22 protein-coding genes and 1 pseudogene are annotated in these 25,934 nt (G+C 32.8%); 12 read left to right on the top strand and 11 right to left on the bottom strand.

Annotated features, from left to right (window positions below):
- Positions 1 to 48: 48 nt before the first annotated feature.
- Positions 49 to 1,443 (bottom strand): Na+/H+ antiporter NhaC, encoded by a 1,395-nt coding sequence (gene nhaC / locus LQ598_RS07930; RefSeq protein WP_239745413.1) that lies wholly within the window; start codon positions 1,441 to 1,443, stop codon positions 49 to 51.
- Positions 1,444 to 1,803: 360 nt separating this feature from the next.
- Between nhaC and LQ598_RS07935 the strand changes: the two genes are divergently transcribed.
- The 3 genes from LQ598_RS07935 to LQ598_RS07945 all read left to right on the top strand — a co-directional run bounded on the left by LQ598_RS07935 (position 1,804) and on the right by LQ598_RS07945 (position 4,400).
- Positions 1,804 to 2,355 (top strand): CHAP domain-containing protein, encoded by a 552-nt coding sequence (locus LQ598_RS07935; protein ID WP_107557276.1) that lies wholly within the window; start codon positions 1,804 to 1,806, stop codon positions 2,353 to 2,355.
- A 117-nt stretch (positions 2,356 to 2,472) separates the two neighbouring features.
- Positions 2,473 to 2,871 (top strand): DUF4870 domain-containing protein, encoded by a 399-nt coding sequence (locus LQ598_RS07940; RefSeq protein WP_199183085.1) that lies wholly within the window; start codon positions 2,473 to 2,475, stop codon positions 2,869 to 2,871.
- A 227-nt stretch (positions 2,872 to 3,098) separates the two neighbouring features.
- Positions 3,099 to 4,400, top strand: coding sequence for a cation:dicarboxylate symporter family transporter (locus LQ598_RS07945; protein ID WP_016912156.1), 1,302 nt, complete (start codon positions 3,099 to 3,101; stop codon positions 4,398 to 4,400).
- Between the two features lie 41 nt (positions 4,401 to 4,441).
- Here LQ598_RS07945 and gmpC read toward each other — a convergent pair whose 3' ends face one another.
- The 3 genes from gmpC to LQ598_RS07960 are packed head-to-tail and all read right to left on the bottom strand — an operon-like array spanning position 4,442 to position 7,000.
- Complete coding sequence (gmpC, locus tag LQ598_RS07950) at positions 4,442 to 5,284, bottom strand: dipeptide ABC transporter glycylmethionine-binding lipoprotein (RefSeq protein WP_016912157.1); 843 nt, start codon at positions 5,282 to 5,284, stop codon at positions 4,442 to 4,444.
- Between the two features lie 37 nt (positions 5,285 to 5,321).
- Positions 5,322 to 5,981, bottom strand: coding sequence for a methionine ABC transporter permease (locus tag LQ598_RS07955; protein ID WP_016912158.1), 660 nt, complete (start codon positions 5,979 to 5,981; stop codon positions 5,322 to 5,324).
- Positions 5,981 to 7,000, bottom strand: a complete 1,020-nt coding sequence (locus LQ598_RS07960; RefSeq protein ID WP_103322665.1) for a methionine ABC transporter ATP-binding protein — start codon at positions 6,998 to 7,000, stop codon at positions 5,981 to 5,983. Before LQ598_RS07960 ends, LQ598_RS07955 begins: the two co-directional genes overlap by 1 nt.
- A 260-nt stretch (positions 7,001 to 7,260) precedes the next feature.
- Between LQ598_RS07960 and LQ598_RS07965 the strand changes: the two genes are divergently transcribed.
- Positions 7,261 to 7,572, top strand: coding sequence for a DUF485 domain-containing protein (locus LQ598_RS07965; RefSeq protein ID WP_103322664.1), 312 nt, complete (start codon positions 7,261 to 7,263; stop codon positions 7,570 to 7,572).
- Entirely contained in the window at positions 7,569 to 9,116 is a 1,548-nt protein-coding gene (locus LQ598_RS07970) for a solute symporter family protein (RefSeq protein ID WP_107557275.1), read from the top strand. Before LQ598_RS07965 ends, LQ598_RS07970 begins: the two co-directional genes overlap by 4 nt.
- 67 nt (positions 9,117 to 9,183) lie before the next feature.
- Here the strand turns inward: LQ598_RS07970 and LQ598_RS07975 are convergent, their stop codons facing one another.
- From LQ598_RS07975 to fdhF, 4 genes are all read right to left on the bottom strand, one after another.
- A complete protein-coding gene (locus LQ598_RS07975; protein WP_107557274.1) occupies positions 9,184 to 10,311 on the bottom strand; it encodes an FAD-dependent monooxygenase in 1,128 nt (375 codons plus the stop codon).
- A gap of 109 nt (positions 10,312 to 10,420) precedes the next feature.
- Positions 10,421 to 11,188, bottom strand: coding sequence for an N-acetylglucosaminidase (locus tag LQ598_RS07980; protein WP_016912163.1), 768 nt, complete (start codon positions 11,186 to 11,188; stop codon positions 10,421 to 10,423).
- A gap of 170 nt (positions 11,189 to 11,358) precedes the next feature.
- On the bottom strand, positions 11,359 to 11,829 hold the full coding sequence (locus LQ598_RS07985; RefSeq protein ID WP_016912890.1) for a helical membrane plugin domain-containing protein: 471 nt from the start codon (positions 11,827 to 11,829) through the stop codon (positions 11,359 to 11,361).
- Entirely contained in the window at positions 11,829 to 14,768 is a 2,940-nt protein-coding gene (gene fdhF, locus LQ598_RS07990; protein ID WP_107557273.1) for a formate dehydrogenase subunit alpha, read from the bottom strand. Before fdhF ends, LQ598_RS07985 begins: the two co-directional genes overlap by 1 nt.
- 221 nt (positions 14,769 to 14,989) lie before the next feature.
- On the opposite strand from fdhF, the pseudogene LQ598_RS07995 reads away from it, so the two are divergent.
- Positions 14,990 to 16,437: pseudogene (locus LQ598_RS07995) on the top strand (carbon starvation CstA family protein).
- Positions 16,438 to 16,651: 214 nt separating this feature from the next.
- On the opposite strand, the gene LQ598_RS08000 reads toward LQ598_RS07995, so the two are convergent.
- Positions 16,652 to 17,185: a PadR family transcriptional regulator gene (locus LQ598_RS08000; RefSeq protein WP_107557271.1), complete on the bottom strand. Its 534-nt coding sequence runs from the start codon at positions 17,183 to 17,185 to the stop codon at positions 16,652 to 16,654.
- A 118-nt stretch (positions 17,186 to 17,303) separates the two neighbouring features.
- Between LQ598_RS08000 and LQ598_RS08005 the strand changes: the two genes are divergently transcribed.
- From LQ598_RS08005 to LQ598_RS08025, 5 genes are all read left to right on the top strand, one after another.
- Complete coding sequence (locus LQ598_RS08005; protein WP_239745415.1) at positions 17,304 to 17,819, top strand: phenolic acid decarboxylase; 516 nt, start codon at positions 17,304 to 17,306, stop codon at positions 17,817 to 17,819.
- A gap of 302 nt (positions 17,820 to 18,121) precedes the next feature.
- A complete protein-coding gene (locus LQ598_RS08010; protein ID WP_107557270.1) occupies positions 18,122 to 19,420 on the top strand; it encodes a D-serine ammonia-lyase in 1,299 nt (432 codons plus the stop codon).
- Positions 19,417 to 20,349 (top strand): DMT family transporter, encoded by a 933-nt coding sequence (locus LQ598_RS08015; RefSeq protein ID WP_016913084.1) that lies wholly within the window; start codon positions 19,417 to 19,419, stop codon positions 20,347 to 20,349. Before LQ598_RS08010 ends, LQ598_RS08015 begins: the two co-directional genes overlap by 4 nt.
- A gap of 24 nt (positions 20,350 to 20,373) precedes the next feature.
- Positions 20,374 to 20,835 carry an NUDIX hydrolase gene (locus tag LQ598_RS08020; protein WP_016913085.1) on the top strand — a complete coding sequence of 154 codons (462 nt, stop codon included), beginning with the start codon at positions 20,374 to 20,376 and terminating at the stop codon, positions 20,833 to 20,835.
- A gap of 337 nt (positions 20,836 to 21,172) precedes the next feature.
- Positions 21,173 to 22,645, top strand: a complete 1,473-nt coding sequence (locus LQ598_RS08025; RefSeq protein WP_016913086.1) for a catalase — start codon at positions 21,173 to 21,175, stop codon at positions 22,643 to 22,645.
- Between the two features lie 266 nt (positions 22,646 to 22,911).
- Here LQ598_RS08025 and LQ598_RS08030 read toward each other — a convergent pair whose 3' ends face one another.
- Both LQ598_RS08030 and LQ598_RS08035 read right to left on the bottom strand, forming a co-directional pair.
- Positions 22,912 to 24,111, bottom strand: a complete 1,200-nt coding sequence (locus tag LQ598_RS08030; protein ID WP_107557307.1) for an MFS transporter — start codon at positions 24,109 to 24,111, stop codon at positions 22,912 to 22,914.
- The gene (locus LQ598_RS08035) at positions 24,111 to 24,542 is read right to left on the bottom strand and encodes a MarR family winged helix-turn-helix transcriptional regulator (RefSeq protein ID WP_016912568.1); all 432 of its coding nucleotides are present in this window, start codon (positions 24,540 to 24,542) and stop codon (positions 24,111 to 24,113) included. Before LQ598_RS08035 ends, LQ598_RS08030 begins: the two co-directional genes overlap by 1 nt.
- 165 nt (positions 24,543 to 24,707) lie before the next feature.
- On the opposite strand from LQ598_RS08035, the gene LQ598_RS08040 reads away from it, so the two are divergent.
- Positions 24,708 to 25,901, top strand: a complete 1,194-nt coding sequence (locus LQ598_RS08040; protein WP_107557308.1) for an amidohydrolase — start codon at positions 24,708 to 24,710, stop codon at positions 25,899 to 25,901.
- Positions 25,902 to 25,934 lie beyond the last annotated feature (33 nt).

Genomic DNA, 25,934 nt, shown 5'->3' on the forward strand with positions numbered 1-25,934 from the left:
TATAAATGCAAAAAGAGCAATCATATGATTGCTCTTTTTTTTGCTTTCTTATGCTTTTACCTTTTTTATACCTATACCTGTCATACCATAAAATGCTACGAAAAATACACATAAGTAGCATGGTACTGCCCACCAGAAAAAATCTCCTAATGAAACATGTAATAAATCTCGGTAATAAATACCTGAAGTTCCCCATGGAATAAATGGTAATACCATTGTCCCACAATCTTCTAGTGTTCTAGATAAATTTACGCGATCTAACTTTCTTTCATTATACATATCCATTAGCAAGACACCAATCATGATAATGACAACTGAAGCAACGCCAGCTGCAAATACAAGTATTAAACTTCCTGCTATTGTCACTAATATAAGATGTGAGTCTTTTGAAACTTTACTAGATATGGTCGTTAATATCACTTTCAAACTCCCCGATGCTTCAACTATTCCTGCAAAAGCATATCCACAAAAAATAGTAACAACTATTTCAGTCATACTCATAATGCCACCACGTTTAACAAGATCTACCATTGAATTTGATGCATCACTACTTGCTAAATTAGTCATGCTTATGTCAAAGCCATTCATCGTTACATTAAATGCATCTACAATATCGAAGCCATTATTGATAACACCGACCAACATGGCTACTAAACTTGATAACAACATCATTGGTACTGTTGGTTTTCCTATACTAATGCCTGCAACAATAACAATTACAGGTAGCCATACCCAAAAATTTAAATTAAAAGCTGTATCGATATTATTTAATAATGTATTAATGCGTTTACTTTCAACATTATCAGAATTAAATTGTAATCCAGCAATAAACCATACAATCAATCCGATTATTGATGCTGGTATAGTCGTCCACATCATATGCTGAATATGCTTAAAAATATTAACTTTCGTTACTAATGCAGCTAAATTTGTCGTATCAGATAATGGTGACATTTTATCACCAAACACGCCACCTGCAATTACAACACCTGCAACCATACCTAATGGAATATTCATTTCAGTGGCAATAGCCAGTAAAGCAATCCCTGCAGTTCCAACTGATCCCCATGCAGTACCAGTTGCTACAGATGTAACTGCTGTAATGATAAATGCTGTTACTAAAAAATATGTCGGATTAATCATTTCTAATCCATAGTAAATTAATGCAGGAACAGTTCCTGAAAACATCCACGTCCCGATTAAAATACCTACTGAAAAAATTATGTATATAGCTGGCATAGCAGTTGCAAGTCTTTTAGTAATACCGTCTTGTAAATCTTCCCACGATAAACCCACTCTAATCGCTATGAAACTGGCATATACGGCAGCAATGATTAATAATGGCTGAATTGGATAATGCAATATACCAAAACCAATCAATACAACTAGCCCCATTACGAATATAGTAGAAATAGCTTCCAATAAAGTTGGTAATCTTTTCATAAAAATCCCCCTCTACATATAAAATCCATTAATAAAAAAGTAGTTGCAAATTTTGCTAACTACTCATTTTCTTATTATTAATAACGTAAATGAAATATTACAAGAAAATGACAATCATTTTCTCACAATTAACCGTAAAATCCCATAGTGGTACGATTAACCTTATATTACTAGATGTCATAATATCCCGTAAATATTACTAAATGATTGTATAGCATTATGATTACGTAACAACTGTATGAAATTGAACACAAACATAAAATCATCTGTTAAAGTAATGTTTGTCGTCGGAAAACGACACACTTAAAAACTTAAATTATAAATTAAAACATATACGAAATTTACGGAGGAATATTTAAAATGAAAAAATTAACAACATTAGCAGTATTAACTACGGGATTAGCAACAACAATTATAGGGAATGGAGAAGAGGCTTCTGCAGATACTTTCAATAACACACAAGCCCCTCAACAAACTCAAACACAAAACTATAATAATAACTATAACCAAAACTACAATACTTCAAACATGAGCCAATCATTTAGTTCATCAGTAACACAAACAGCAACTCAAAGCACGAGTTCATCAGCTAACTTATATACAGCTGGTCAATGTACTTATTATGTATTTGACAAAAAACAAGCTGACGGAGACCCAATAAGCTCAACTTGGGGTAATGCTAACCAATGGGCAGCAAATGCAGCAGCTGACGGTCACACTGTAAACAACACACCTAAACAAGGTTCAATCTTACAATCAAATTCAGGTGCAATGGGTCACGTAGCTTACGTTGAAAATGTAAACTCTGACGGAAGCATTGAAGTTTCAGAAATGAACTACCAAGGTGAAGGCGTAGTATCATCTCGTACAATCTCAGCTTCAGAAGCTGGATCATACAACTACATTCACTAAGAAAATGATATTTCAAAGCAGCTATTATTAACGTAATAGCTGCTTTTTTTGTAATGATTTATCATTGCTATTTAGTAAGAAGATTGTATACTTAAATAGTTAAGGAGGGATAATATTATGACTAATACTGAACAAAATCCATTTCAACATTCTACTTTAGATGATGATAATGCTCAATTGAATGAAAATACAAATACGAGTGATGATGATCGATTATTTGGTATGCTTATATACCTTACGAGTTTCTTTGGTAGTTTTTTCGCACCACTTATCATTTGGCTAATTAAACGAGATAACTCGCCTTTTATAGATAAGATTGGCAAAGATTATTTGAATTTCTTTATTTCGTATACTATTTGGATCTTCGTTTCAGGTCTCTTATGTATCATTTTAATTGGCTTGATTTTAATACCTATTTTGTTTGTTTTACTATTTGTATTTACGATTATAGGTGCTATCAAAGCATATAAAGGTGAAACATATTTACCACCACTATCCATTCAATTCATAAAGTAATATTTTATTGAACACTTTTTCTATAAAAGTGTTCTTTTTCCATTTTAGTGAAAAACTGGATAATTACTTCAATTTCAAAAGATGCTAAAATTACGTATACTCTTATACTTGTAAGAGTTGCTTCTTTTATGAATCCCCTTTTTAAACGTTACTTGTGCACTTCCATAAATGGAAAGGCATAATTTTTTTTGTGTTTTATACTACAGTGCTTTAAAGGAGGAATTTTTATGGATCAAAAATTAAAAAAACCGAGAAAGAGATATATAAGCTTACCTACACAAATATTAATTGCTTTAATATTAGGTGTTGTTGTAGGCTATTTTTTAAATGGTCAGGATCATCTGATTAAATTTATAAAACCTGTTGGCGACATATTTTTAAATCTTATCAAAATGATTGTTATACCAATCGTTTTCTGTTCATTGGCATTATCAATATCTAATGTTGGTGATATGCACACTGTCGGAAGATATGGTTGGAAGACACTTTTGTACTTTGAAATTATTACAACAATCGCAATTGGTTTAGGAATCATATTCGGAAACTTATTTAAACCTGGTCTAGGTATAGATGCGACTAAGCTTCCTAAAGGTGATATTTCCAAATATGAACAAACTGCTGATGCAGCAGAAAAATCTACATATGGAAATCATATGATAGATACGATCGTTGGTATTATTCCAACTAATATCTTTGAAGCGTTGACTTCCGGAGCATTACTTCCGATTATTTTCTTTGCTGTATTCTTCGGTTTAGCGATAGCTGCAATAGGAGAAAAAGGTCAACCTGTTAAAGATGTTCTAAATGGTACTTTAGAAGCTGTATTCTGGATGATACATAGAATTTTAAGATTAGCGCCTTATGGTGTATTTGCTTTTATCTGTGTAACAATCATGACATTCGGATTATCTGCTTTAATACCATTAATGAAATTAATGGCTGTCGTAGTTGGTGCTATGGCCTTCTTTATTATTGTAGTGTTAGGAATAGTTGCTAAAATTTGTGGCATTAATATATTCTCTATCATTCGTATCTTAAAGGATGAATTGCTATTGGCATTCTCTACTTCAAGTTCAGAAACAGTATTGCCATCTGTAATGGAAAAAATGGAAAAGTTCGGTGCTCCTAAAGATGTCGTATCTTTTGTTGTACCAACTGGTTATACATTTAACCTTGATGGCTCTGCTTTATACCAATCAATTGCAGCGTTGTTTGTAGCACAAATGTATGGTGTTCACTTAACGCTTGTAGAACAATTGATATTAATGTTTACATTGATGATTACATCTAAGGGGATGGCTGCTGTACCTGGTACTTCAATCGTTGTTCTAATTACAACTTTAGGTTCTATGGGACTTAACCCAGAAGGATTAGCATTAATTATAGGTATAGATAGACTGCTAGATATGATGAGAACATGTGTGAATGTTGTAGGTAACGCACTTTCAACAGTTGTTATATCTAAGTGGGAAAATAAATACGATCACGAAAAAGGTCAAGCATACCTTAAAACATATAAAAAAGCATAACAAAAAAGATTCGGCTAAGGGGAGCCGAATCTTTTTTTGTATTATTTTAAGGAATCTTGAATTTTTTTGATTTCATCTTCTTTTAAGTCAACAACCATTTCTCCGTCTTTAGTATCTTCTTTCAAAGCTTTTTTAGCTTCTTCTGAATGATACAAGTCTGCTACTTTTTTATAAGTCTTATTGTCTTTATCTTTTGTATTTGCAGCAATGAAATTAATATATGGTTTAGCTGCGTTAGCATTAGGATCTTCTAAATAGATTGGATCTTTCTTAGGATCTAAACCAGCTTTAGAAGCAACGCCATTGTTAATAATAGAAATGTCTACCTCGTCTATTGCTCTAGCAGTTTGTTGCGCATCTACAGCTTTAATATTTAAGTTCTTTTTATTTTCAACGATATCTTTAGGACCACCATCTAAACCGAAATTCTTATCAAGTTTAATGTATCCTGCTTTTTCAAGTAATTTAAGTGCTCTAGCTTGGTTAGAAACATCATTAGGAATCACGACTTTAGCACCGTTTTTCAACTTTTTGATATCTTTAACTTCTTTAGAATAAATGCCTAATGGTGCAAATACTGTTGTTCTAATTGGTGTAATATCTGTATCTTTATTTGCTTTTTCAAATTGATCTAAGAAAGCAAAGTGCTGGAATGAGTTTAAATCAATGTCTCCATCAGATAACGCTTTATTTGGAACGTTATAATCAGAGAATTGTTTGACTTCAATATCTATCCCATCTTCTTTAGCAAGTTCTTTTACTTTATCCCAGACCGCAGTATCATTTGAAGCAATACCAATTGTTACTTTTTTATCATCTTTTTTATCTCCACATGCTGCCAATAATAAGACTAATGCAGCTAATAATGCTAAAACCTTTTTCATTCAAAGCACTCCTTTATATTTGAGTATCATATTCTCTTTAGCTTCTTCTAACAATTCTAGATAATACATTACCTAGCGATTGGATGAGCTGTACCATAATAACTAATATAACAACCGTAATAATGATAACGATCGTATCAAACCTTTGATAACCGTATGCAAGTGCTAAATCACCTATACCGCCACCACCAACAGCTCCAGCCATTGCAGTAGCACCAATCAATCCTATTATTGAAGTCGTTAAAGCTAAAATTAATGAGCCTAATGCTTCAGGTAATAAGAAATGGCGAATAATTTGAAACGGTGATGCCCCCATTGAATGTGCTGCTTCAATGACACCTGAATTGACTTCTAATAATGAATTTTCTACTAATCTTGCTATATAAGGTGCAACATACACTGTTAATGGCACAATTGCTGCTGATGTACCGATTGATGTACCGACAATTAATTTAGTGAATGGTACGATTGCAATTAATAAAATAATGAAAGGTAAAGATCTAAAAATATTAATAATTGGATTCAGTATGTAATATATAATTCTATTCTCCCAAATACCATTCTTTCTTGTGATAACAAGAAATATACCTAATGGAATACCTATTAATGCACCGAGCACTAAAGATACTGTTACCATATATAATGTTTGATATATCGAATCAAATAATTGAGATGAATCTAATGATGATCCAAACATTATGCATCAACCTCCTCAAACTCAATATTTAATTCATTTAAATATTGGTAACTATTTTGAATTGCTTGTTGCTCACCTTTTAAACGTAATGTTAAATATCCTACTGGTGTACCTTGGATATCAGACATTGAGGCAAATAAGACATTAATTTGAACTTGGTATTTAGTAATTAAATCATTGATAATAGATTGTGTAACTTGCTCACCATCAATATAAAGTTTAATATCTGTCGCATTTTGCTCTTCTGGAATTAATTTACGTAAATTTGGCGATATATCTGTTGTAATGACAGTTGAGACAAAGTTCTTTGCTGTAGCAGTCTCTGGATGACTGAAGACGTCTAATACTGGCCCAATTTCTATCACTTTACCATTTTCCATTACAGCAACTTTATTACAGATTTTTTGAATCACACTCATTTCGTGTGTAATTAATAAGATTGTAACGCCGAACTGTTCATTAATTCTTTTTAATAACTTTAATATTGAATCTGTTGTTGCAGGATCAAGTGCACTTGTAGCTTCATCACACAATAAAATTTCAGGATCAGTTACAAGTGCTCGAGCGATTGCTACTCTTTGCTTTTGCCCTCCTGATAATTCGTTTGGGTATTGTTTACCTTTATCTTCTAACCCTACGAATGCTAACAATTCATCAACTTTTGCTTTAATTTTATTTTTACTTATTCCTTGTAAAATTAAAGGCATTGCAACATTATTAAATACAGTTTTTGAATTCAATAAATTGAAATGTTGAAAGATCATACCTATATTCTTTTTAACACTTTGTAATTCTTTTTTAGAATATTGATTTATGTCATGGCCATTAACGATGACCTCTCCCGATGTCTTTTCCTCCAACACATTTACAAGTCTTATTAAAGTGCTTTTCCCGGCACCACTATATCCTATAACACCGAATATATCTTGTTCTTCTACTTTGAAACTTACATCTTCTAAAGCTTGTATTTCAGAATTCTTTTGTTGGAAAATCTTATTAACATTTTTAAACTCTATCATATTCATTATCCCTTCCGAATTCTTATTAATATGATAAGAATTATATTGGTGTTTACGTTTATCGTCAACACTAAATATCAAATTTTTCTAAATATTCAATCTCAAATATTGTATTTTTGCACATAAATAATTTATTAACAATATAAAAATACATTCTTAACATATGAAAGCGTTACCAAATATTTATTGACAATTTTGTGACATATCAATAAAATGAAACTTAAGATGTATATTTACAATAATCAAAGGGGGTTATTTTAATGGCAGATCATGATTTTAAACGTATTGCCGCAGATCCAAAGTTTAAAGAACTCGTTAAAAAGAGAAATAGCTTTATTTTTCCTATTTCTATATTTTTTATTTTTGCTACACTTCTTTTTCCAGTCTTAACTGGATATACAACAATTTTAAATAATATTGCGTTTTGGAATATATCATGGGCATGGATATACGCATTGTTACTATTTATTATGGTATGGACACTCGTAACCATATATATGCGTAAAGCCAAATCTTTTGATAAAGATGCTGAAGCATTATTAAAAACTTATAGAGAGGAGCAGCAAAGATGAATCCAATCGTTGTTATAATGTTTTTAATATTTGTCAGCATTACATTATTAATTACATATTTCGCATCTAAAAGAACACAATCAACTAATGACTTTTATACAGCCGGTGGAGGACTTACAGGTTGGCAAAACGGTTTAGCTATTGCTGGAGATTATTTATCAGCCGCTTCATTTTTAGGAATTGCAGGCGCTATCGCTTTATGGGGTTTTGACGGTTTCTTCTATAGTATAGGTTATTTAACAGCTTATCTTATCGTGCTATATATTGTTGCAGAGCCATTAAGAAATCTTGGTAAATACACGTTAGCTGATATGATCGCTGCAAGGTTTGAACTAAAAAAAGTGAGAGCCATGGCAGCAGTATCATCAATCACAATCGTTATATTTTATATGTTGGCACAACTAGTTGGTGCCGGTGCTCTTATCCAATTACTCTTTGGTATTCCTTATACACTTGCTGTTATTTTAGTGGGGATTATGATGACAATTTATGTGTTATTCGGTGGTATGACGGCTACAAGTTGGGTACAAATGGTTAAAGCCGTCTTGCTTATGATTGGTACAGTTATCATAACGTTTTTAGTATTGTTACACTTCAATTTCAACATTGCTACTATGTTTGGAGAAATGCAAAACATTAAATCAGCTGACTTTAAAGGTGAGTTCATTAACCCTGGGTCACAAGGCAAACCTCCATTAGATAATATATCGTTGATTATAGCGTTATTATTTGGTACAGCAGGACTACCACATATCCTTATGCGCTTCTTTACAGTTAAAGATGCAAAAACTGCAAGATCTTCTGTAATGTGGGCAACTTGGATTATCGGTATTTTTTATATTTTAACAATTTTCTTAGGATTTGGTGCAGCAGCCTTATTAACTCGCGAAGAAATTATTTCTGCTAACCCAGCAGGTAATATGGCCGCACCTTTATTAGCTGCTAAATTAGGGGGAGACTTCTTAATGTCATTCGTTTCTGCGGTCGCATTTGCTACTATCTTAGCTGTAGTTGCTGGTCTTGTATTGACGGGTGCATCTGCTTTTGCACATGATATTTATGGAGAAGTTATTAAAAAAGGGAAAATAACTGAACGAGAACAAATGAAAGCAGCTAAATTAGCTTCTTTAGCTGTTGCTGTAATTTCAATTGTATTAGCATTATTTGCTCAAAACTTAAATGTCGCATTTTTAGTATCTTTAGCTTTCTGTGTTGCTGCGAGTGCAAATCTACCTGTTATCGTATTTACGATATTCTGGAAAAGATTTAATACGCAAGGTGCAATTATTGGAATAGCAGTCGGATTAATTGTTTCTTTAGTACTCGTTATTTTAAGTCCAAATGTAATGAATCCAAACGGTACTGCCTTTATAAAGATGTCACCGTTATTCCCATTATCCAATCCTGCTATTATTTCAGTGCCAGCAGGTTTCTTAGCAGCATTTTTAGGTACATTCTTAGGTAAAACTGAATCTCAAGATAAATTCCGAGAAGTACAAGTTAAATCTGCTACAGGCATATCAACATCAGACACTACACATTAATATCGTATTTATTTAAAACAAAAACTGGTGAGCAATCATTTTCTACAATGATCACTCACCAGTTTTTTTATTTTAATTTAGCTTTCTGTAAAAATCTCACTTTTCTACTTAATGATTTTGATGACAATTTCTTCAACATTTTATTTCTTATTTTGATCTTCAACGTGCTTGAAGTTTGTGCAGATTTGCCAATCTTTCTTGATTTCAAAATCACCTTTTTAGTATGTTTCGTTCTGATTTTATCATAACGTGTTAAAGCAGATTCAATATCTCTATCACTTATTAAGTTTGTTAAAGTTACAGCATCTTCTATAGCTTGTCCTGCACCTTGCCCCATATTTGGAGTCGTAGCATGAGCTGCGTCGCCTAACAAGACAACTCTACCTGATACAAATGATTTTAAAGGTACTAAATCATACATATCATGTTGCAGTATACCTGTTTCTTCTTGAGCGTCTAATACTTTTCTCACTTCATTAGGAAATTGATTAAAGTATGCTTGCAAATGTGGTTTTTCAAATGATTTAAATTGCAGATCATTTTCTTTAGCATTCATCGTGCAGAACCAATATAATTCGTTATCTTTTAAAGGTACAATTCCAAATCTACCTTTATGCCCCCAATATTCTAAAGCTTCATCTTGTTCAAGATTTAATTTTTCATTTACGACACCTCTAAAGCAAGTGTATCCTGCATATTTAGCGGTGGATTTAGGATAAATATTCGTTCTAACAACTGAATGAATACCGTCAGCTGCAATAACTAAATCGAATTGTTCTTCAACACCATTTTCAAAATAAAGACGTACAGAGTCTGGCGTTTGTTTAAACTCTGTTAATTTATGATTTAATAAAATACGCTCTTTAGGCACGTGTGTTTTTAAAATCTCATGAAGTACATTTCTATGAATTGTTACATTTAGATTGTCGTCTTGATTCATCATTAAGGCATTTAGAAATTCATCTAAATCAGATTTGATTTCTATTTTTCGTAACGATTGACCTTCTTGTTCAATAGCATAAGCCATTTTGTATTGTTTCAGTGCTTTTAACACATTGCTTCCAATGCCTACACCAGCACCTACTTGATCTAAATTATTACGCTTTTCATATACATAAACATCATGCCCAGTTTGGCAAAGTAATCCAGCAGCAGTTAAGCCACCTATGCCCGCACCAATTACAGCAATTTTCATTTTTGTTCACTACTTTCTTTGAAATAAAAGTTAATTATATAACTACATTTTAACACGAACAAGTATATATAAATAACCCCAGTTCTATTTACAGAACTAGGGTTAAAAGTTATTTGTAATAATCTTTATATATTTTCGATTTTTTTAAATCATGTTTATCGTAATAACTTTCCATTATCTGACCTATACTTGTTGCCCAATTGACATCAGTTGCATAAAGATGTTGTCCAGGATTATACGGATTCCATCTCATTTTGTATAACGTATTTTGTTCGTTATTTAGATACTCTTTCTTTACAAACTCTGCTCCCCCATGTATTGCTTTCTCTGGAGAAGTCCAACCTTTCTTACGTGCGTAACTGCTACCTGTCTCAACTGCATCTTGGTCGAAAGCACCTATACCATAAAAATTATAAAATTTCTTACCGTTGGACATTTTCACGCCACTTGCTAATTCAGAATTACCGTTACCAGTTTCTATAAATGCATGACTCATCAAATAAATTACGTTCACATCATATTTTTCTTGAGCGTTTATAAAAGCTTTTTCTTTTCCTTTGAGGACACCTTTATCTTTCAAAATATCTTTAACTTGTTTTTCGGAAATATCAACTTTCTTAGAAAGGTCCATGAATTGTAGATCTGTTTTGCTTTTTTCAATATCCATGTATTTATCTATATCTTTTTTATCAGCGTACACAAACTTATTATCCTTTTGTGTCACAGCAGGAGAGTCACTCTGCGTATGAATTTCAAGCGCTTCTTTATAAGTATGTGTTTGATGTTCCTTAAAAAATGGAGACTCAAAAATAAATAGTAAAACAATAAAAATAATAATAATAACGAGTCCTAATATTAAAGAAAACCTATCTTTCAAAAAGTTAATAACACTCACACCTTTTCTATTTATATAAGCAATGTTACTGTTTAAACTTATCTTATATTTTCTCACATTTCAATAAAATAATATATGAGACTATAAATATCCTCACGAAAGTATAAAAACTGCCACCAAAGTCTATGACTTTAGTGGCAGTTTAAAATTGTTTATTCTGTTCTACTCATACCCTTTAAGAAATTAAGCAGTAACGTGACACTTTGATTAATTTCTGGGTCTTTCAATGCGCCTAACAAATCTGTTACTGACGTTTTTTTGTTCGGATTTGCTCGGTTGGCAACTTTCATGCCATTGTTTATTCTTTTCACAAATGTTGAAGTTTCTTCTATATCTAATTCTCCTAGTAAAAATAACACTTGTCCAAGATTGCTCAAAATGCCTTCATATTGTTCTTTATTGAGTTCTGTTACTAAATTTCCAGTTATGACTTTTCTTTGTACAATTGCTGCATGAACTGCATCTAATGCTTGGGCTTCTTCGAGTGCATCTAGAATATCAATCCCTTTTTCTATCGCCAATTTACGTTCAGCTAATTGTTCTTTTATTTCATTAATGTTCTCTTCGACTTTATATGCTTTACTTTTATTAATACGTTTAATGACTTTAACTCTTTCAGCCATTACGCATCGCCACCTTTACCTGGGAATGTGTAGCTTGATTGATTCCATTTATCTTGAACCCTCACGCTAATTTGTGGCTGTCTAGTTCCAAAACGCGAGTTATGTTTAGGTATTGGAGACTCACCTTTTTTGCTGATCACTTCTAATTTAGCGTAATTATCTTTATATGCAGGTGTGTTCGTATCTTTATCTACATCACTATCGGTAATAAAGTTTGGCGCCCCTTCATTTTGGTCATTTAGTGGGATATAAATATAATTGCCTGTTACTCTATCTGTTACTTGTACATTCACTTCCGTAGTGCCTACTTTAGATGTTATTTTCACTCTCGCACCATTTTCTATTCCATGTTCTTTAGCAAGTTCTTCTGAAATTTCACAGAAGTTTCTTGGTAATTTGTATTTTAAACCTGGCACTTGATAAGTCATATTACCTTCATGAAAATGTTCTAACACACGTCCATTATTGACATGTAATGACATTTCCTCTGTCTGTTTAGATTCAATATTGAATTCTAATGGGTAAAGTTTAGCTTTGCCATCAGGGAAATTAAACCTTTCAGTATATAATAACGGTGTATCCGAACCGTCATCGTTCATAGGCCATTGTAAGCTGTCGAAACCTTCTAATCGATCATACGTAACACCTTTTACTAATGGCATTAATTCCTGAGCTTCAAACCAAATTTCACTTGGATGTTTATAATCCCAATCTGCACCTAGAGACTGAGCGATTAATTGTATGATTTCCCAATCTGGTTTAGAATCACCAAGTGGTTCTAATGCTTTGTTGATTCTCTGAATACGGCGTTCTGTATTTGTAAACGTACCGTCTTTTTCTAATGATGGTGATGCTGGTAACACGACATCAGCATATTCTGCCGTTTTTGATAAGAATAGATCTTGTACAACTAAGAAATCAATCTTCTCAAATGCTGCTCTAACATAATTTATATTGGCATCTACCACACCTGTATCTTCGCCTTTAATATATAGTGAGTGTAATTTACCTTCATGAATGCTATCGATCATTTCATGGTTATCTAATCCTCTTTCAGAGTCTAGTGAAACGTTCCATGCCTTTTCAAACTTATGTCTAATTTCATCATCTGATACATCTTGATATCCAGGGAATGTATTTGGCATACTTCCCATATCGCTACATCCTTGAACATTATTATGTCCTCTTAATGGGTATGCACCCGTACCTGGTCTCATATAGTTTCCTGTTATTAGTAACAAGTTAGAGATAGCTGTACTCGTATCACTACCGATACGATGTTGCGTCACACCCATTGCCCAACAAATGGAGAGCGTATTAACTTCTGTAATTTGTTTAGCGATATGTTTCAATTCAGCCTGACTTATACCCGTTTTGTTTTCTGCATATTCTAAAGTAAATGGCTCTAAACTTTCATAATATGTTTCAAAGTCATTAACCCATTCTGAAATAAATGCTTTATTATGCCAATCTTGGTCGATAATATATTTTGTCACTGCAGATAACCAAACTAAATCTGTTCCTGGATTAGGTTTGTAAAATTTATCTGCACGTTCTGCCATTTCATGTTTTCTAATATCAAATACATATAATTTTTGTCCCAACAGTTTATGCGCTCGCTTAATTTTACTTGCTATTACTGGATGTGCTTCTGCAGTATTTGTACCTATAGTAATGACCATCTCTGCTTTTTCAAGATCTTCTATTGAGCCTGAATCTCCACCATAACCTACAGTTCTGAACAATCCTTGTGTCGCTGGAGCTTGGCAATATCTAGAACAATTATCTACATTATGCGTACCGATAACTTGTCTCGATAACTTCTGCATTAAATAAGATTCTTCATTTGTACATTTCGACGAAGATATAAATGCTAAAGCATCTTTGCCATATTGATTTTTAATTTCAGAGAACCTATTGCTGATTACGCTTAATGCTTCATCCCATTCAACTTCTTGGAAATATCCATCTTTTCTCACAAGAGGTTTTTGCAATCTTTCTTCAGAATTCACATAATCCCATGCAAATTTCCCTTTAACACATGTTGAAATGTGATTGGCAGGAGAATCTTCATGAGGTAAGACTCTTAATATTTCTCTATCTTTCGTCCACACATCAAACGAGCAACCTACACCACAGTATGTACACACTGTTTTCGTTTTCTCAATCGTTTCTTCTCTCATAGCTGCTTCCGAATCAGATATCGCAAATAAAGGTCCATAACCTGTTTCAGCTTTTTTAGTTAACTCAATCATTGATCTTAATAAGCCTGGTTCTTGGTTGGTCATATATCCTGCTTTACCTAACATATTATTTTCCATTAATGCATTACAAGGACATACTGTTACACATTGACCACAATTGACACAACTTGATTCATCAATTGCTTTATCATTATCCCAAATTACCCTTGGTTCATTTCTTTTCCAGTCAATTGTTAAAGTTTCATTAACTTGAACATCTTGGCATACTTCAACACATCTACCACATAAAATACATTGATCAGGATCATATCTATAAAAAGCACCATAATCCTTTTCATAGCCTTTTGATTTAAATGGATTTGATTGATGTTCTAAACCAAATTCACCCATTGTATTATGAATCTCGCAATTTCCATTATTATAATCGCAAACTGTACAATATAATTCATGATGCTCAAGCACTCTGTCCAGTGCTTGCTTTTGAGCTGACTTTACTTTCTCAACTTGAGTATTTACAACCATTCCATTTTCAATCATTGTGCTACACGCACGTTGAAGTTGTCCATTGACTTCAACAATACAAGAATCACATGTTTCTATTGGTCCGAGAGATTCGTTATAACAAATCGAAGGGACAAAGGATAATTTTTGCGCTTTTATAAAATCTAAAAGTCTCATTCCTTCTTCTATAAGAAAATCTTTACCATCAATTGTTAACACTTGATGTGCTTGCATGGTGATTCCCCCTTTATTAAATTATGCCTATAAAAGCCATATTTTATAAAAAGCTTATTTATACGACTTACTTTTGATTATAATTTTGTGATTTTACAATTGCAAATAATACTCGAGAAACCTACCTTTTATAAATTATCAGAAATTTCAAAATTCTTATTGCTAGATTGCTTATTTTTTGCTAATCTATTTTTATTCTCATCTGAAAGAAGGTTTTACTAATGATTACATTTATCTCTAGTATTATAATTTTAATTTTGGGATATGTTTTTTACGGTAAATACATAGAACGTGTCTTCGAAATATATCCAGACAAAAAAACACCTGCATATTGTATGCAAGACAATATGGATTTCGTTCCATTGCCTGCTTGGAAAGGTTGGATGATTCAGCTCCTTAATATAGCTGGACTTGGGCCGGTCTTTGGCGCAGTAGCTGGCGCTTTATACGGGCCGGTCGCATTCATATGGATTGTAATAGGATGTATTGTTGCAGGTGGTGTTCATGATTACTTCTCAGGAATGTTAAGTTTACGTCATGGAGGCGCACAGTTCCCTATGCTCGTGCAACATTATTTAGGAAAGGTTATAAGAGAGTATTTACAGATGTTGTTTCGGTAGTATTAATGATGCTAGTTGCTGCTGCATTCGTTGCTGGACCAGCACAATTATTATCGAGTAAAACACCGATATCTTTCTTTGTAGCATTGATTATCATATTTACTTACTTTATACTTGCAGCAATTTTACCTATAAATAAAATTATTGGCAGAATTTATCCTGTTTTTGGGGTTATTCTAATCGTTATGGCTGTTAGTATCGCAGCTGCACTCATATTCAGTGGAAAGCATATTCCAGAAATTACTGTTCATAATCTACATCCAAAGGGTCTTCCAGTGTGGCCGTTACTAATGGTAACAATATCATGTGGTGCAATCTCCGGATTCCATTGTACTCAAAGTCCTATTATTTCTAGAACGGTTAAAAATGAATCAGAAGGTAGAAAAGTATTTTATGGCGCTATGATTTCAGAAGGTATTATCGCATTAATATGGGCAGCAGCAGGCATGACATTTTTTGGTGGTACAGAAGGTTTAGCTGCTAAATTACAATCAGTAGGACCAGCTGGTGTTGTAGATCAAATATCAATCGAGTTGTTAGGTCCATTTGGAAGCATTCTTGCCCTATTAGGTGTTATTATTCTTCCTATTACAACTGGTGATACAGCACTAAGAAGTGCAAGAATGATTATAGAAGACTTCATGAAAGGTAAAGTAAACATCAAACCAAAAGCATTAATGATTGCAGCAAGCTTTGCTGTAGGTTTACCAGCATTTATACTTTCAATGATAGATTATTCATTTCTATGGAGATATGTAGGATTTACAAATCAAATAGTAGCAACAGTCATGCTATGGGTTAGCGTTTGTTACTTATTGAGATATAGTAAGAAACATTTAGTAGCAGGCATACCAGCATTATTTATGACAGCTTCTATAAGTGTATATGTATTATATGCACCAGAAGGACTAGCTCTCCCTTATCAAACTGCATTAATCGGTGGATCAATTGTATTTCTAATAGTCTCATCATTATACGTACGCACTATATTAAAATACGCAAAACCAAATTCAATGCCAGCACCTGCAAGAGACTTATACACATCATAAAAATTAAAACTTCCGATAGAGTTTATAACAACTTTGTCGGAAGTTTTATTGTATGTTTAGGTTATACTATTTTCTATTATATTTATTATTGGTTATAAAGGTAGAATAGTTAGCGTACTTAATTATATTTTCACTATATCATTTGTAAATAAAAATTATTCATTAAGTGATGGTGGTGATAACTTAATGATTTTATTACTTCTCTATCTACTGTTTAATGATAATGGTGATTCAACCAAGCTATATGATGTTCTTCTCTTTGAATCGCATAATCTAAAACAAGATAGTGACCATAATTATTTTCACGATTTTTTTGATTTTCAAACAATATAACACGTCGTTCTTTTAAATTCATTAACTTAGTTTTATGCAAATGAATTTGCTCTTGGAGCATGATAGGTAATATGGGATCATCTTTATCAGAAACAAAATATAGTTTTAAGTGAAATTCATTTTTATTGATTGACAGTTCAGGTGTTGGAGAAATTAGCCATTCATTTAGCGATTGAAGACCTTTATGAGTGATAAAGTACACCTTTTTTTCTAACTTTTCTCCTGCTATCACTATTTTTTTATCAATTAAAGCACGTTCATTTAGTTTTTTAAGTTGGGGATAAATTTGGCTGTGATTTGCTTGCCAGAATTCTCCAATATCTTTTTCAAATGCCTTTTTAATATCATATCCAGACAAACTTTCATTTTTTAAAAGCCCTAGTAATACGTACTGCAAAATATTTTTTTGAGCCATAATACTCCCTCCTTGACGATTTTTCAAAATAAGTATAACATTTGTATGTAAATAATAACATGTAATTAATTACATGATTTCTAAAGGAGAGTTTTTAATGACTAATAATTTTAATAAATTGAATGATTTTTTAGGTACACATTTAATTTATACTTATGATAATGGTTGGGAATACGAGATGTATGTAAAAAATGAAAATACAATTGATTATCGTATACATGGTGGTATGGTTGCAGGAAGATGGGTAAGAGATCAAGAAGTGAATATTGTTAGGTTAACTGATGGAGTTTTCAAAATCACATGGACTGAACCAACGGGGACAGATGTTGCTTTGGATTTTTTACCTAATGAAGGTATTATGCATGGTACAATTTTCTTCCCAAAATGGGTCGAAGAACATCCAGAAATAACAGTTACTTATCAAAATGATCATATTGAACTCATGAAAGAGTCTCGTGAAAAATACGATACTTATCCTAAATTGGTAGTACCTGAATTTGCAAAAATTTTATATGTCGCTAATGCTGGACAGAATAATGAAGACGTAGTTAGTGAAAAACCATATGATGGTATTTTAGAAGAAATAAGAAACGGTAGTTATTTTAACGAAAATTACAAACGAAATAATAAATAGAGTCATTGAATTTATCAAGTGAAGGCCCACATGATAAATAGCAAACAATCTTTATAATTTGTCCTTTACGATTTTGCAAAGTGCTGACGCCCGGGGGAATAGTATGCGTGAGAGACTACAGGCTCGAGCCATACCCCAGGCAAGCATGCACTTTCAAAATCGTAAGATTTTAAAATAAACTCAAAAAATGTTCGTTTATAAAGCACACCCTCTTAATTTATTAATAGGGTGTGTTTTATTGTATGATTAGGTTATACAATAAAACACACATAACAAAATATTTTAATAAGGAGAGATGAATCATGTCTATTGACATTCAGTCATTAAAAAATAAATTCCCTATTATTTCTAATATAGTTCGTGGAGAACAAATATTTTGGGAAAACCCAGACTATTTAAACAAACATGCTCTACCATTTACATTAGATGATGTAGTTGATGCTGAACAAAGATTATCACGTTTCGCACCATATATTGAAGAAGTTTTTCCAGAAACTCACAATAACAACGGCAAAATCGAATCACCCATTTTACAATTAGAACAATTCAAAGAGACTTGTTTCCCCCATTTAAAAGGTCAACTTTTATTAAAAGGTGATCATGCGCTACCTATTTCAGGTTCTATTAAAGCGCGTGGTGGAATTTATGAAGTGTTAAAATTTGCTGAAGAAACTGCTATTAAAGAAACAGATTTTACTAAAGATAGCGACTATCGCCTTTTAGCGACTGATTCATATAAAGAACTGTTTTCAAAATATCGTATTGCAGTTGGTTCAACTGGCAACTTAGGCTTAAGTATAGGTATTATGAGCGCTCAATTAGGCTTCAAAGTTACCGTTCATATGTCTCAAGATGCGAAAGAATGGAAAAAAGACCTTCTCAAATCTAAAGGTGTAGAAGTTGTAGAGCATGTACAAGATTATGGTTATGCGGTGAAAGAAGGTAGAAAAGTCGCATTAAATGATTCATATTGTCACTTTGTTGATGATGAAGCTTCTAAAGATTTGTTTTTAGGTTATTCTGTAAGTGCCTTACGATTAAAAGAACAACTTAAAGCGATCAATATTCAGGTTGATCAGAACCATCCTCTCTATATATATTTACCATGTGGTGTTGGTGGCGGACCTGGCGGTGTCGCATTCGGTTTAAAACTAATCTTTGGTGATCATGTTCACCCTATCTTTATAGAACCAACAGAAGCACCATGTATGACTTTAGGCATGATTACAAAGTTACACGATGACATATCCGTTCAAGATATCGGACTATCTGGCAAGACGATTGCAGACGGTTTAGCAGTTAGTCGTCCATCAAAACTAGTAGGAAACATCATGACGTCTCTTCTATTTGGTTCTTGCACAGTTGAAGATAATCAATTATATCGTTATTTAAAAGCTTTAAAAGATACCGAAAATATATTTATCGAACCTTCAGCCACTTCAGGTTTTCAAGGTTTAACATATATTCATGATTTAAATTATGATACACCAAATGCTACACATATCGTTTGGTCTACTGGAGGTAATATGGTTCCTGAAAAAGAGCAATCTATTTATTACCAACAAGCTACAGATATAGAAAAAAGGAGTTATAAAGATTGATATTATTAATTATATTAGGTGTTCTTGCTGGATTATGTGTTCCACTACAAACATCAATCAACACAAAACTAGGTGGCTATACTAAATCGCCTATACTTGCATCGTTTTACTCATTTTTGATTGGGACAATCGTGCTTATCGTTATAAATTTAATCATGAATCCACAAAAGTTAACCCCTTCATTTATGATGAACCAAGAATATTCATATGTATGGTTTACAGGTGGCTTACTTGGAGTCATATTCTTAACAGGTAATTTACTCCTTTTACCGAGAATTGGTGCAGCATTAACCGTCGTCATGACTGTATCAGGACAAATTATTATGGGAATCATAATAGACCAATTCGGATTATTTAATGCTGATGTTCATACAATAAACTTAGGTAGAATTTTTGGCGTAATGATTATGTTAATGGGTATATTATTAATGAATTACAAAAAGAAATCTGCTCGAATCATTACAACAAAGTCTCAACATACAAATTATTGGATGATACTAGGTATATTTACTGGTTGTCTGCCACCTATTCAAACTGCAATAAATAGTGCACTAAGATATGAAGTTCAGTCATTTTATTTATCTGCATTAATTTCATTTGCTATAGGTACTATCGCATTGTTCGTTCTTTCACTCGTACTTGTTAGAAGAATTAGCTTTAGTCTTACACATCCTGAACAAGGTAAAATTAAACCTATTTACTTTATAGGTGGCGCATTAGGCGTAGTATTCGTTACGACAAACATTCTATTAATGCCTGAGCTTGGTGCAGCATTAACACTTATGGTAGTTATTTTTGGTCAAATGTTAATGGGATTATTAATCGATCACTTTGGGTTATTTAATACACCTATATTCAAAGTGACTTCAAGACGTTTAATTGGTGCAATTTTAGTTTTCGTTGGGATTGTCATACTTAAGTTATTCTAATCTTTTTATAAAGGAGGACTATAAATGGATCTTTCAATAAAATCAGGAGAAGGCATGCTGAACATTCGAGTCGGTGCTATCATCAAAGACAAATATGGTTATTGCTTTCATTACGATAAGAAACGCGACTATTATGCCTTAATTGGCGGTAGAGTTAAATATTATGAAAGTTCTGATTCTGCTATTAAACGTGAAATTAAAGAAGAGCTTGGCATTCAATGTGACGATATTCATTTTTTATCCACGATTCAAAACTTTTTTGAATATGAAAGTACGTCATATCATGAAATTTTATTTATTTATGACGTAACGATAGAAGAATCTTTAAATGATTTAAACATTCCTCACAATCAAAAAATTGATTATGTCTCTGTCAAACTTTCAGATATTCCTGAAATTAATCTTTTACCTGAAAAAGCTAAAGAAATTATCTTGAAGAAAATAGATGTCCAACCTCTATTTATAAACAGAGGTAAATCTAAATAAGATTCATTTCTATCTAGAACGCTTAATATTAGCGTTCTTTTTTTAATTAATTATAGTTCTTATAATCAATTAACAAGTTAAATTCTCATTTTCCTTTTAAAACATTAATATTTATTACATAAAATCCAAGAGATAACATAGCTGAAATCATGTGAAAGTAGCTATATAATGTTTATAATTTACACTTTTAGGATATTAAGTATAAATATAAACTGAAGTATCAAAAAGAATGTTTCAAGATTATTTATTCTTTTACTTGTCTCTTTGGGCACTTTAAATTATAATTAGTATGAAATTAGAATTATTATAATTAAGAATTCTTGAGGAGGATAATTATATGAGTAATAAATCAAAACTAACGGGACTATTTGGAGCACCTGTTTCAGATCGTGAAAATACAATGACTGCTGGAAAACGTGGTCCTATATCAATGCAAGACGTTTACTTCTTAGAACAAATGGCACATTTCGATAGAGAAGTAATCCCTGAGCGCCGTATGCATGCTAAAGGTTCTGGTGCATTTGGTACATTTACAGTAACACATGACATTACACAATATACAAATGCTAAAATTTTCTCTGAAATCGGTAAACAAACTGAAATGTTTGCTCGTTTCTCTACAGTAGCTGGTGAACGTGGTGCTGCTGAAGCTGAACGTGATATCCGTGGTTTCGCGCTTAAATTCTACACAGAGGAAGGTAACTGGGACTTAGTTGGTAACAACACACCTGTATTCTTCTTCCGTGACCCTAAATTATTTGCAAGCTTAAATCACGTCGTTAAACGTGACCCTAAAACGAACATGCATAATGCACAATCTAACTGGGACTTCTGGACACTTTTACCTGAAGCGTTACATCAAGTAACAATCTTAATGACAGATAGAGGTATTCCAAAAGGTTTCCGTAACATGCATGGCTTCGGTTCACATACTTATTCAATGTACAATGACGCTGGAGAACGTGTATGGGTTAAATTCCACTTCAGAACAGAACAAGGCATTGAAAACTATACAGCCGAAGAAGCTGAACAAGTTATAGCTAAAGACCGTGAATCAAGTCAAAGAGACTTATTCAACTCAATTGAAGAAGGCAATTTCCCTAAATGGAAAATGTACATTCAAGTTATGACTGAAGAACAAGCAAGAAACCATAAAGATAACCCATTTGACTTAACTAAAGTTTGGTTCAAAGATGAGTATCCATTAATTCCAGTTGGTGAGTTTGAATTAAACCGTAACCCAGAGAACTATTTCCAAGATGTTGAACAAGCTGCATTCGCACCTACAAACATCATCCCTGGTATAGACTTCTCACCAGATAAAATGTTACAAGGACGTTTATTCTCTTATGGCGATGCGCAACGTTATCGCTTAGGTGTAAACCATTTTCAAATCCCAGTAAACTCAGCTAAAGGTGCAGCTAACGTTTGTCCATTCTCTAGAGACGGTCAAATGAGAGTTGATGGCAACTTAGGCGCTGGCGTTAACTATTATCCAAACAGTTATGAAGCACATGAATCTCAACCAGAATTCAAAAAACCAGGTTTACCAGTTGAAGGCGAATTATACGAACATGACTTCCGTGAAGATGACGATAATTACTACGAACAACCAGGTAAATTATTCCGTCTACAATCACCAGAGCAACAACAACGTATATTCCAAAATACTGCAAACGAAATGCAAGGCACGACTGACGAAGTAAAACACCGTCATATCCGTAACTGTTACAAAGCTGATCCAGACTATGGTAAAGGCGTAGCAGACGCATTAGGAATTGACATTAACTCAGTTGATTTAGAAGGTTAATATATAAAAGAGCGTAAATTCTTAAGAATTTACGCTCTTTTTATTTTATCTTTTGAGTCTTCGTGCGATATGGCCAGATTTCACTTGAATCGCACAATATCTTTTGAGTCTTCGTGCGATATGGCCGTGAATTTATCATGTCAGACTCCACTTGATAAATAGAACCCTTGATTTTATCATGTCAGTCTCCACTTGATAAATAGCAAATATCTTAAAACATAAAAATATCTCTTCACTAGGTTATGACCTAATGAAGAGATATTTTTTTATGAGTAATAATTCACTTCTTTTTTCGCTTTAATCATATGCAAGAAGTAGAATGCTACTAAACCGAGCAATGCAACTAATGCCATTGCTAAGTATAACCCTGAATATCCGATAGAATTTGTGAAGTTACCTAATACATACGGTCCAAATCCTAACCCAAAGTCTAAGCCTATGAAATAAGTAGATGTTGCTAATCCCATTGCTTCTACTGGTGATACTTTCACTACGAGTGCTTGGAATATAGATTGTAAGTTACCAAATCCTAATCCTACAAACGCTCCAGCTATTAATAATACGACACCATTGCTCGCTATACTAATTAAAAATAAACCGATAACTAAACAAATAAATGCTGGTATTGCAACGATATTTTCTCCGCGTTGATCCATAATTTTTCCTGTAAATGGTCGCGTTAGCAATACCGCAATTGCATAGACAACAAAGAAGAAACTTGCTGCATCTACTAAATGATTTTCTTGTGCAAAAAATTGTATAAATGATAGTACTGATGAATAAGCAATACTTACAATTACTACTACTATAGCAATTGGTAATGCATGTACAGAATAGAAATCAGATAATCTGAATCCTTTTTTCTCTTCATTTGTTTTGGCCATTACTGGCGTATCAATTTTCATGAATATTGACATAACAAATGCGATAACGATTAATATCGTACAGATTGTAAATAGCCCAGTCATTGGAATATGTTGATATAATAATAAGCCTATAAATGGTCCGATTGCAGTTCCTAGAACCATACTTAAACTATACATACTTATTCCTTCACTACGACGTTGTGCTGGTGTGATAAATGCAGCTATCGTTCCTGTAGCTGTACTTGCTACCCCGCTAGCAATACCATTTAAAATACGTACGATCAGTAAAAGTGCGAATGATGATGCTGATACAAAATATAGGCCATTCGTGATGACAAGTAATATCCCGCCTATTATTAACACTTTCTTAGTGCCTACAATATTGATATATTTACCTGTTAAAAATCTTCCTATTAAAGATCCTACGATAAAAAGCCCCGAAGCTAAACCAGCTAAGCTATCTGAAACGCCAAATGTTTCTTTACTATATCCACCTACTGTAACGAGTAATAAATACATAGATAAAAATATGACAAAACTTACAACAAAGTTAAATATGAAATCTTTTGTCCAAATTGGTTTTTTTAATTGTTCGCTCATTATTCTGTTACCTCCTCTATTAAATGTTCTCTAATTTTTTCTAATAATTGCTGTGCTTGTTCAAGCTCCTCATCATCTGCTCCAACAGCTTGTAGACAATTATTTTGAAACTCTACAATTTTTTCATGTATTTCATTAAACTGATTTTTCCCTTTCTCTGTTAATGTAAGAAATTTTTCTCTTTTGTCTTCTTTACTATTAACAGCTTGAACAAGTTCAAAATCAATTAATTTTTTTATAATTTTACGAGCTGTAGGTTTTTCAATAAAAGAACGTTTAGATACTTGTACAAGCGTTGTAGGCTCATTGTTCGCAATATCATGGAGTACTTTGTATTGTGCAGCATATAAACCATAAGGCTCTAATATGGCATTAATGTGATGAATATACGGTCGATACAAATTCGTGTATGTAAATAAAAAACTCTTCATTGTTTTCACCTTTTCTCATAAAATAAGGTTAGCTTTGCTAACTAATACTTGACCATTCTACTCTCGTTTATTTATCGTGTCAATATAAAATTCGTTCTTCTCACAACATATCCCTCTATTTTTCAACTATAATAAAGATAAATATTTTATGAGGAGGAACATGATATGCTAAATGATTTCTATGAAAGATTATCGAAAAAGGAAGACAAAATGATTGAAATCAGAAGATATTTACATGAAAATCCTGAATTATCTTTTGAAGAAAAAGAAACTGCCCAATATATTGCAGATTTTTATAAGGATAAAGATGTTACCCTCCAAACTCATATTGGTGGAGAAGGTATATATGGAATTAAAGTGACAATTGATTCTGGAAAACCAGGTAAGACGTTGGCACTTAGAGCAGACTTTGATGCTTTACCAATTAAAGAAGACACAGGTTTAGAATTCAGTTCAAAAAATGAAGGCGTTATGCATGCATGTGGTCATGATGCACATACTGCTTATTTACTGATTCTTGCTGAAACTTTAATAGAGGTTAAAGATCAACTTAAAGGAAAAATTGTTATTATCCATCAACCTGCTGAAGAAAAACCACCAGGTGGCTCACAATATTTAATTAAAGATGGCATTCTAGATGGTGTAGATAATGTGATTGGTGTTCATGTTATGAGTGCATTAGAAAGTGATCACGTTTATTATCGTGAAGGAAATGTTCAATCCGGACGAGATATATTTAAATTGAACATTACAGGTCGTGGTGGACATGGCTCTTCTCCTCATTTAGCAAACGACCCAATTGTTGCAGCAAGTAGCTTTGTCATGTCTGTACAAACAATCGTTTCTAGAAGACTTAACCCATTTGATATGGGCGTCATTTCTATCGGTTCATTTGACGGGAAAGGACAATTTAATATTATTAAAAATGAAGTCACGCTTGAAGGTGATGTTAGAGGCATGAACGAAAAAACATTAAATCTGATAGAAGATGAAGTTAAACGCCTTTCTAACGGATTAGAAAAAATGTATGGTGTTCAATGCGAATTAGAATATACAAAAGATTATCCAGTACTATACAACGACCCTGAATTAACGAAACAAGTTGCTAAAGCAATTGAAGCAGCAAATATTCCTGAAGTTAAAAGTGTTGAACGATGTGAACCACAACCACCTTCAGAAGACTTTGCTTATTATGCTAAAGCATTACCTTGTACGTTCTTCTATGTTGGTGCTAGTCCAAAAGATAAAGAAACATTCCCACACCATCACCCTAAATTTGATATCGATGAAGGCTCATTACTGATTGCAGCTAAATCTGTCGCAGCAGTTACATTTGATTATTTAGATATTAATGATTAATCTATTCCATATATGTCATATAACATGACACAT

Source organism: Mammaliicoccus sp. F-M27, assembly GCF_022387115.1.
Taxonomy (GTDB): domain Bacteria; phylum Bacillota; class Bacilli; order Staphylococcales; family Staphylococcaceae; genus Mammaliicoccus; species Mammaliicoccus vitulinus.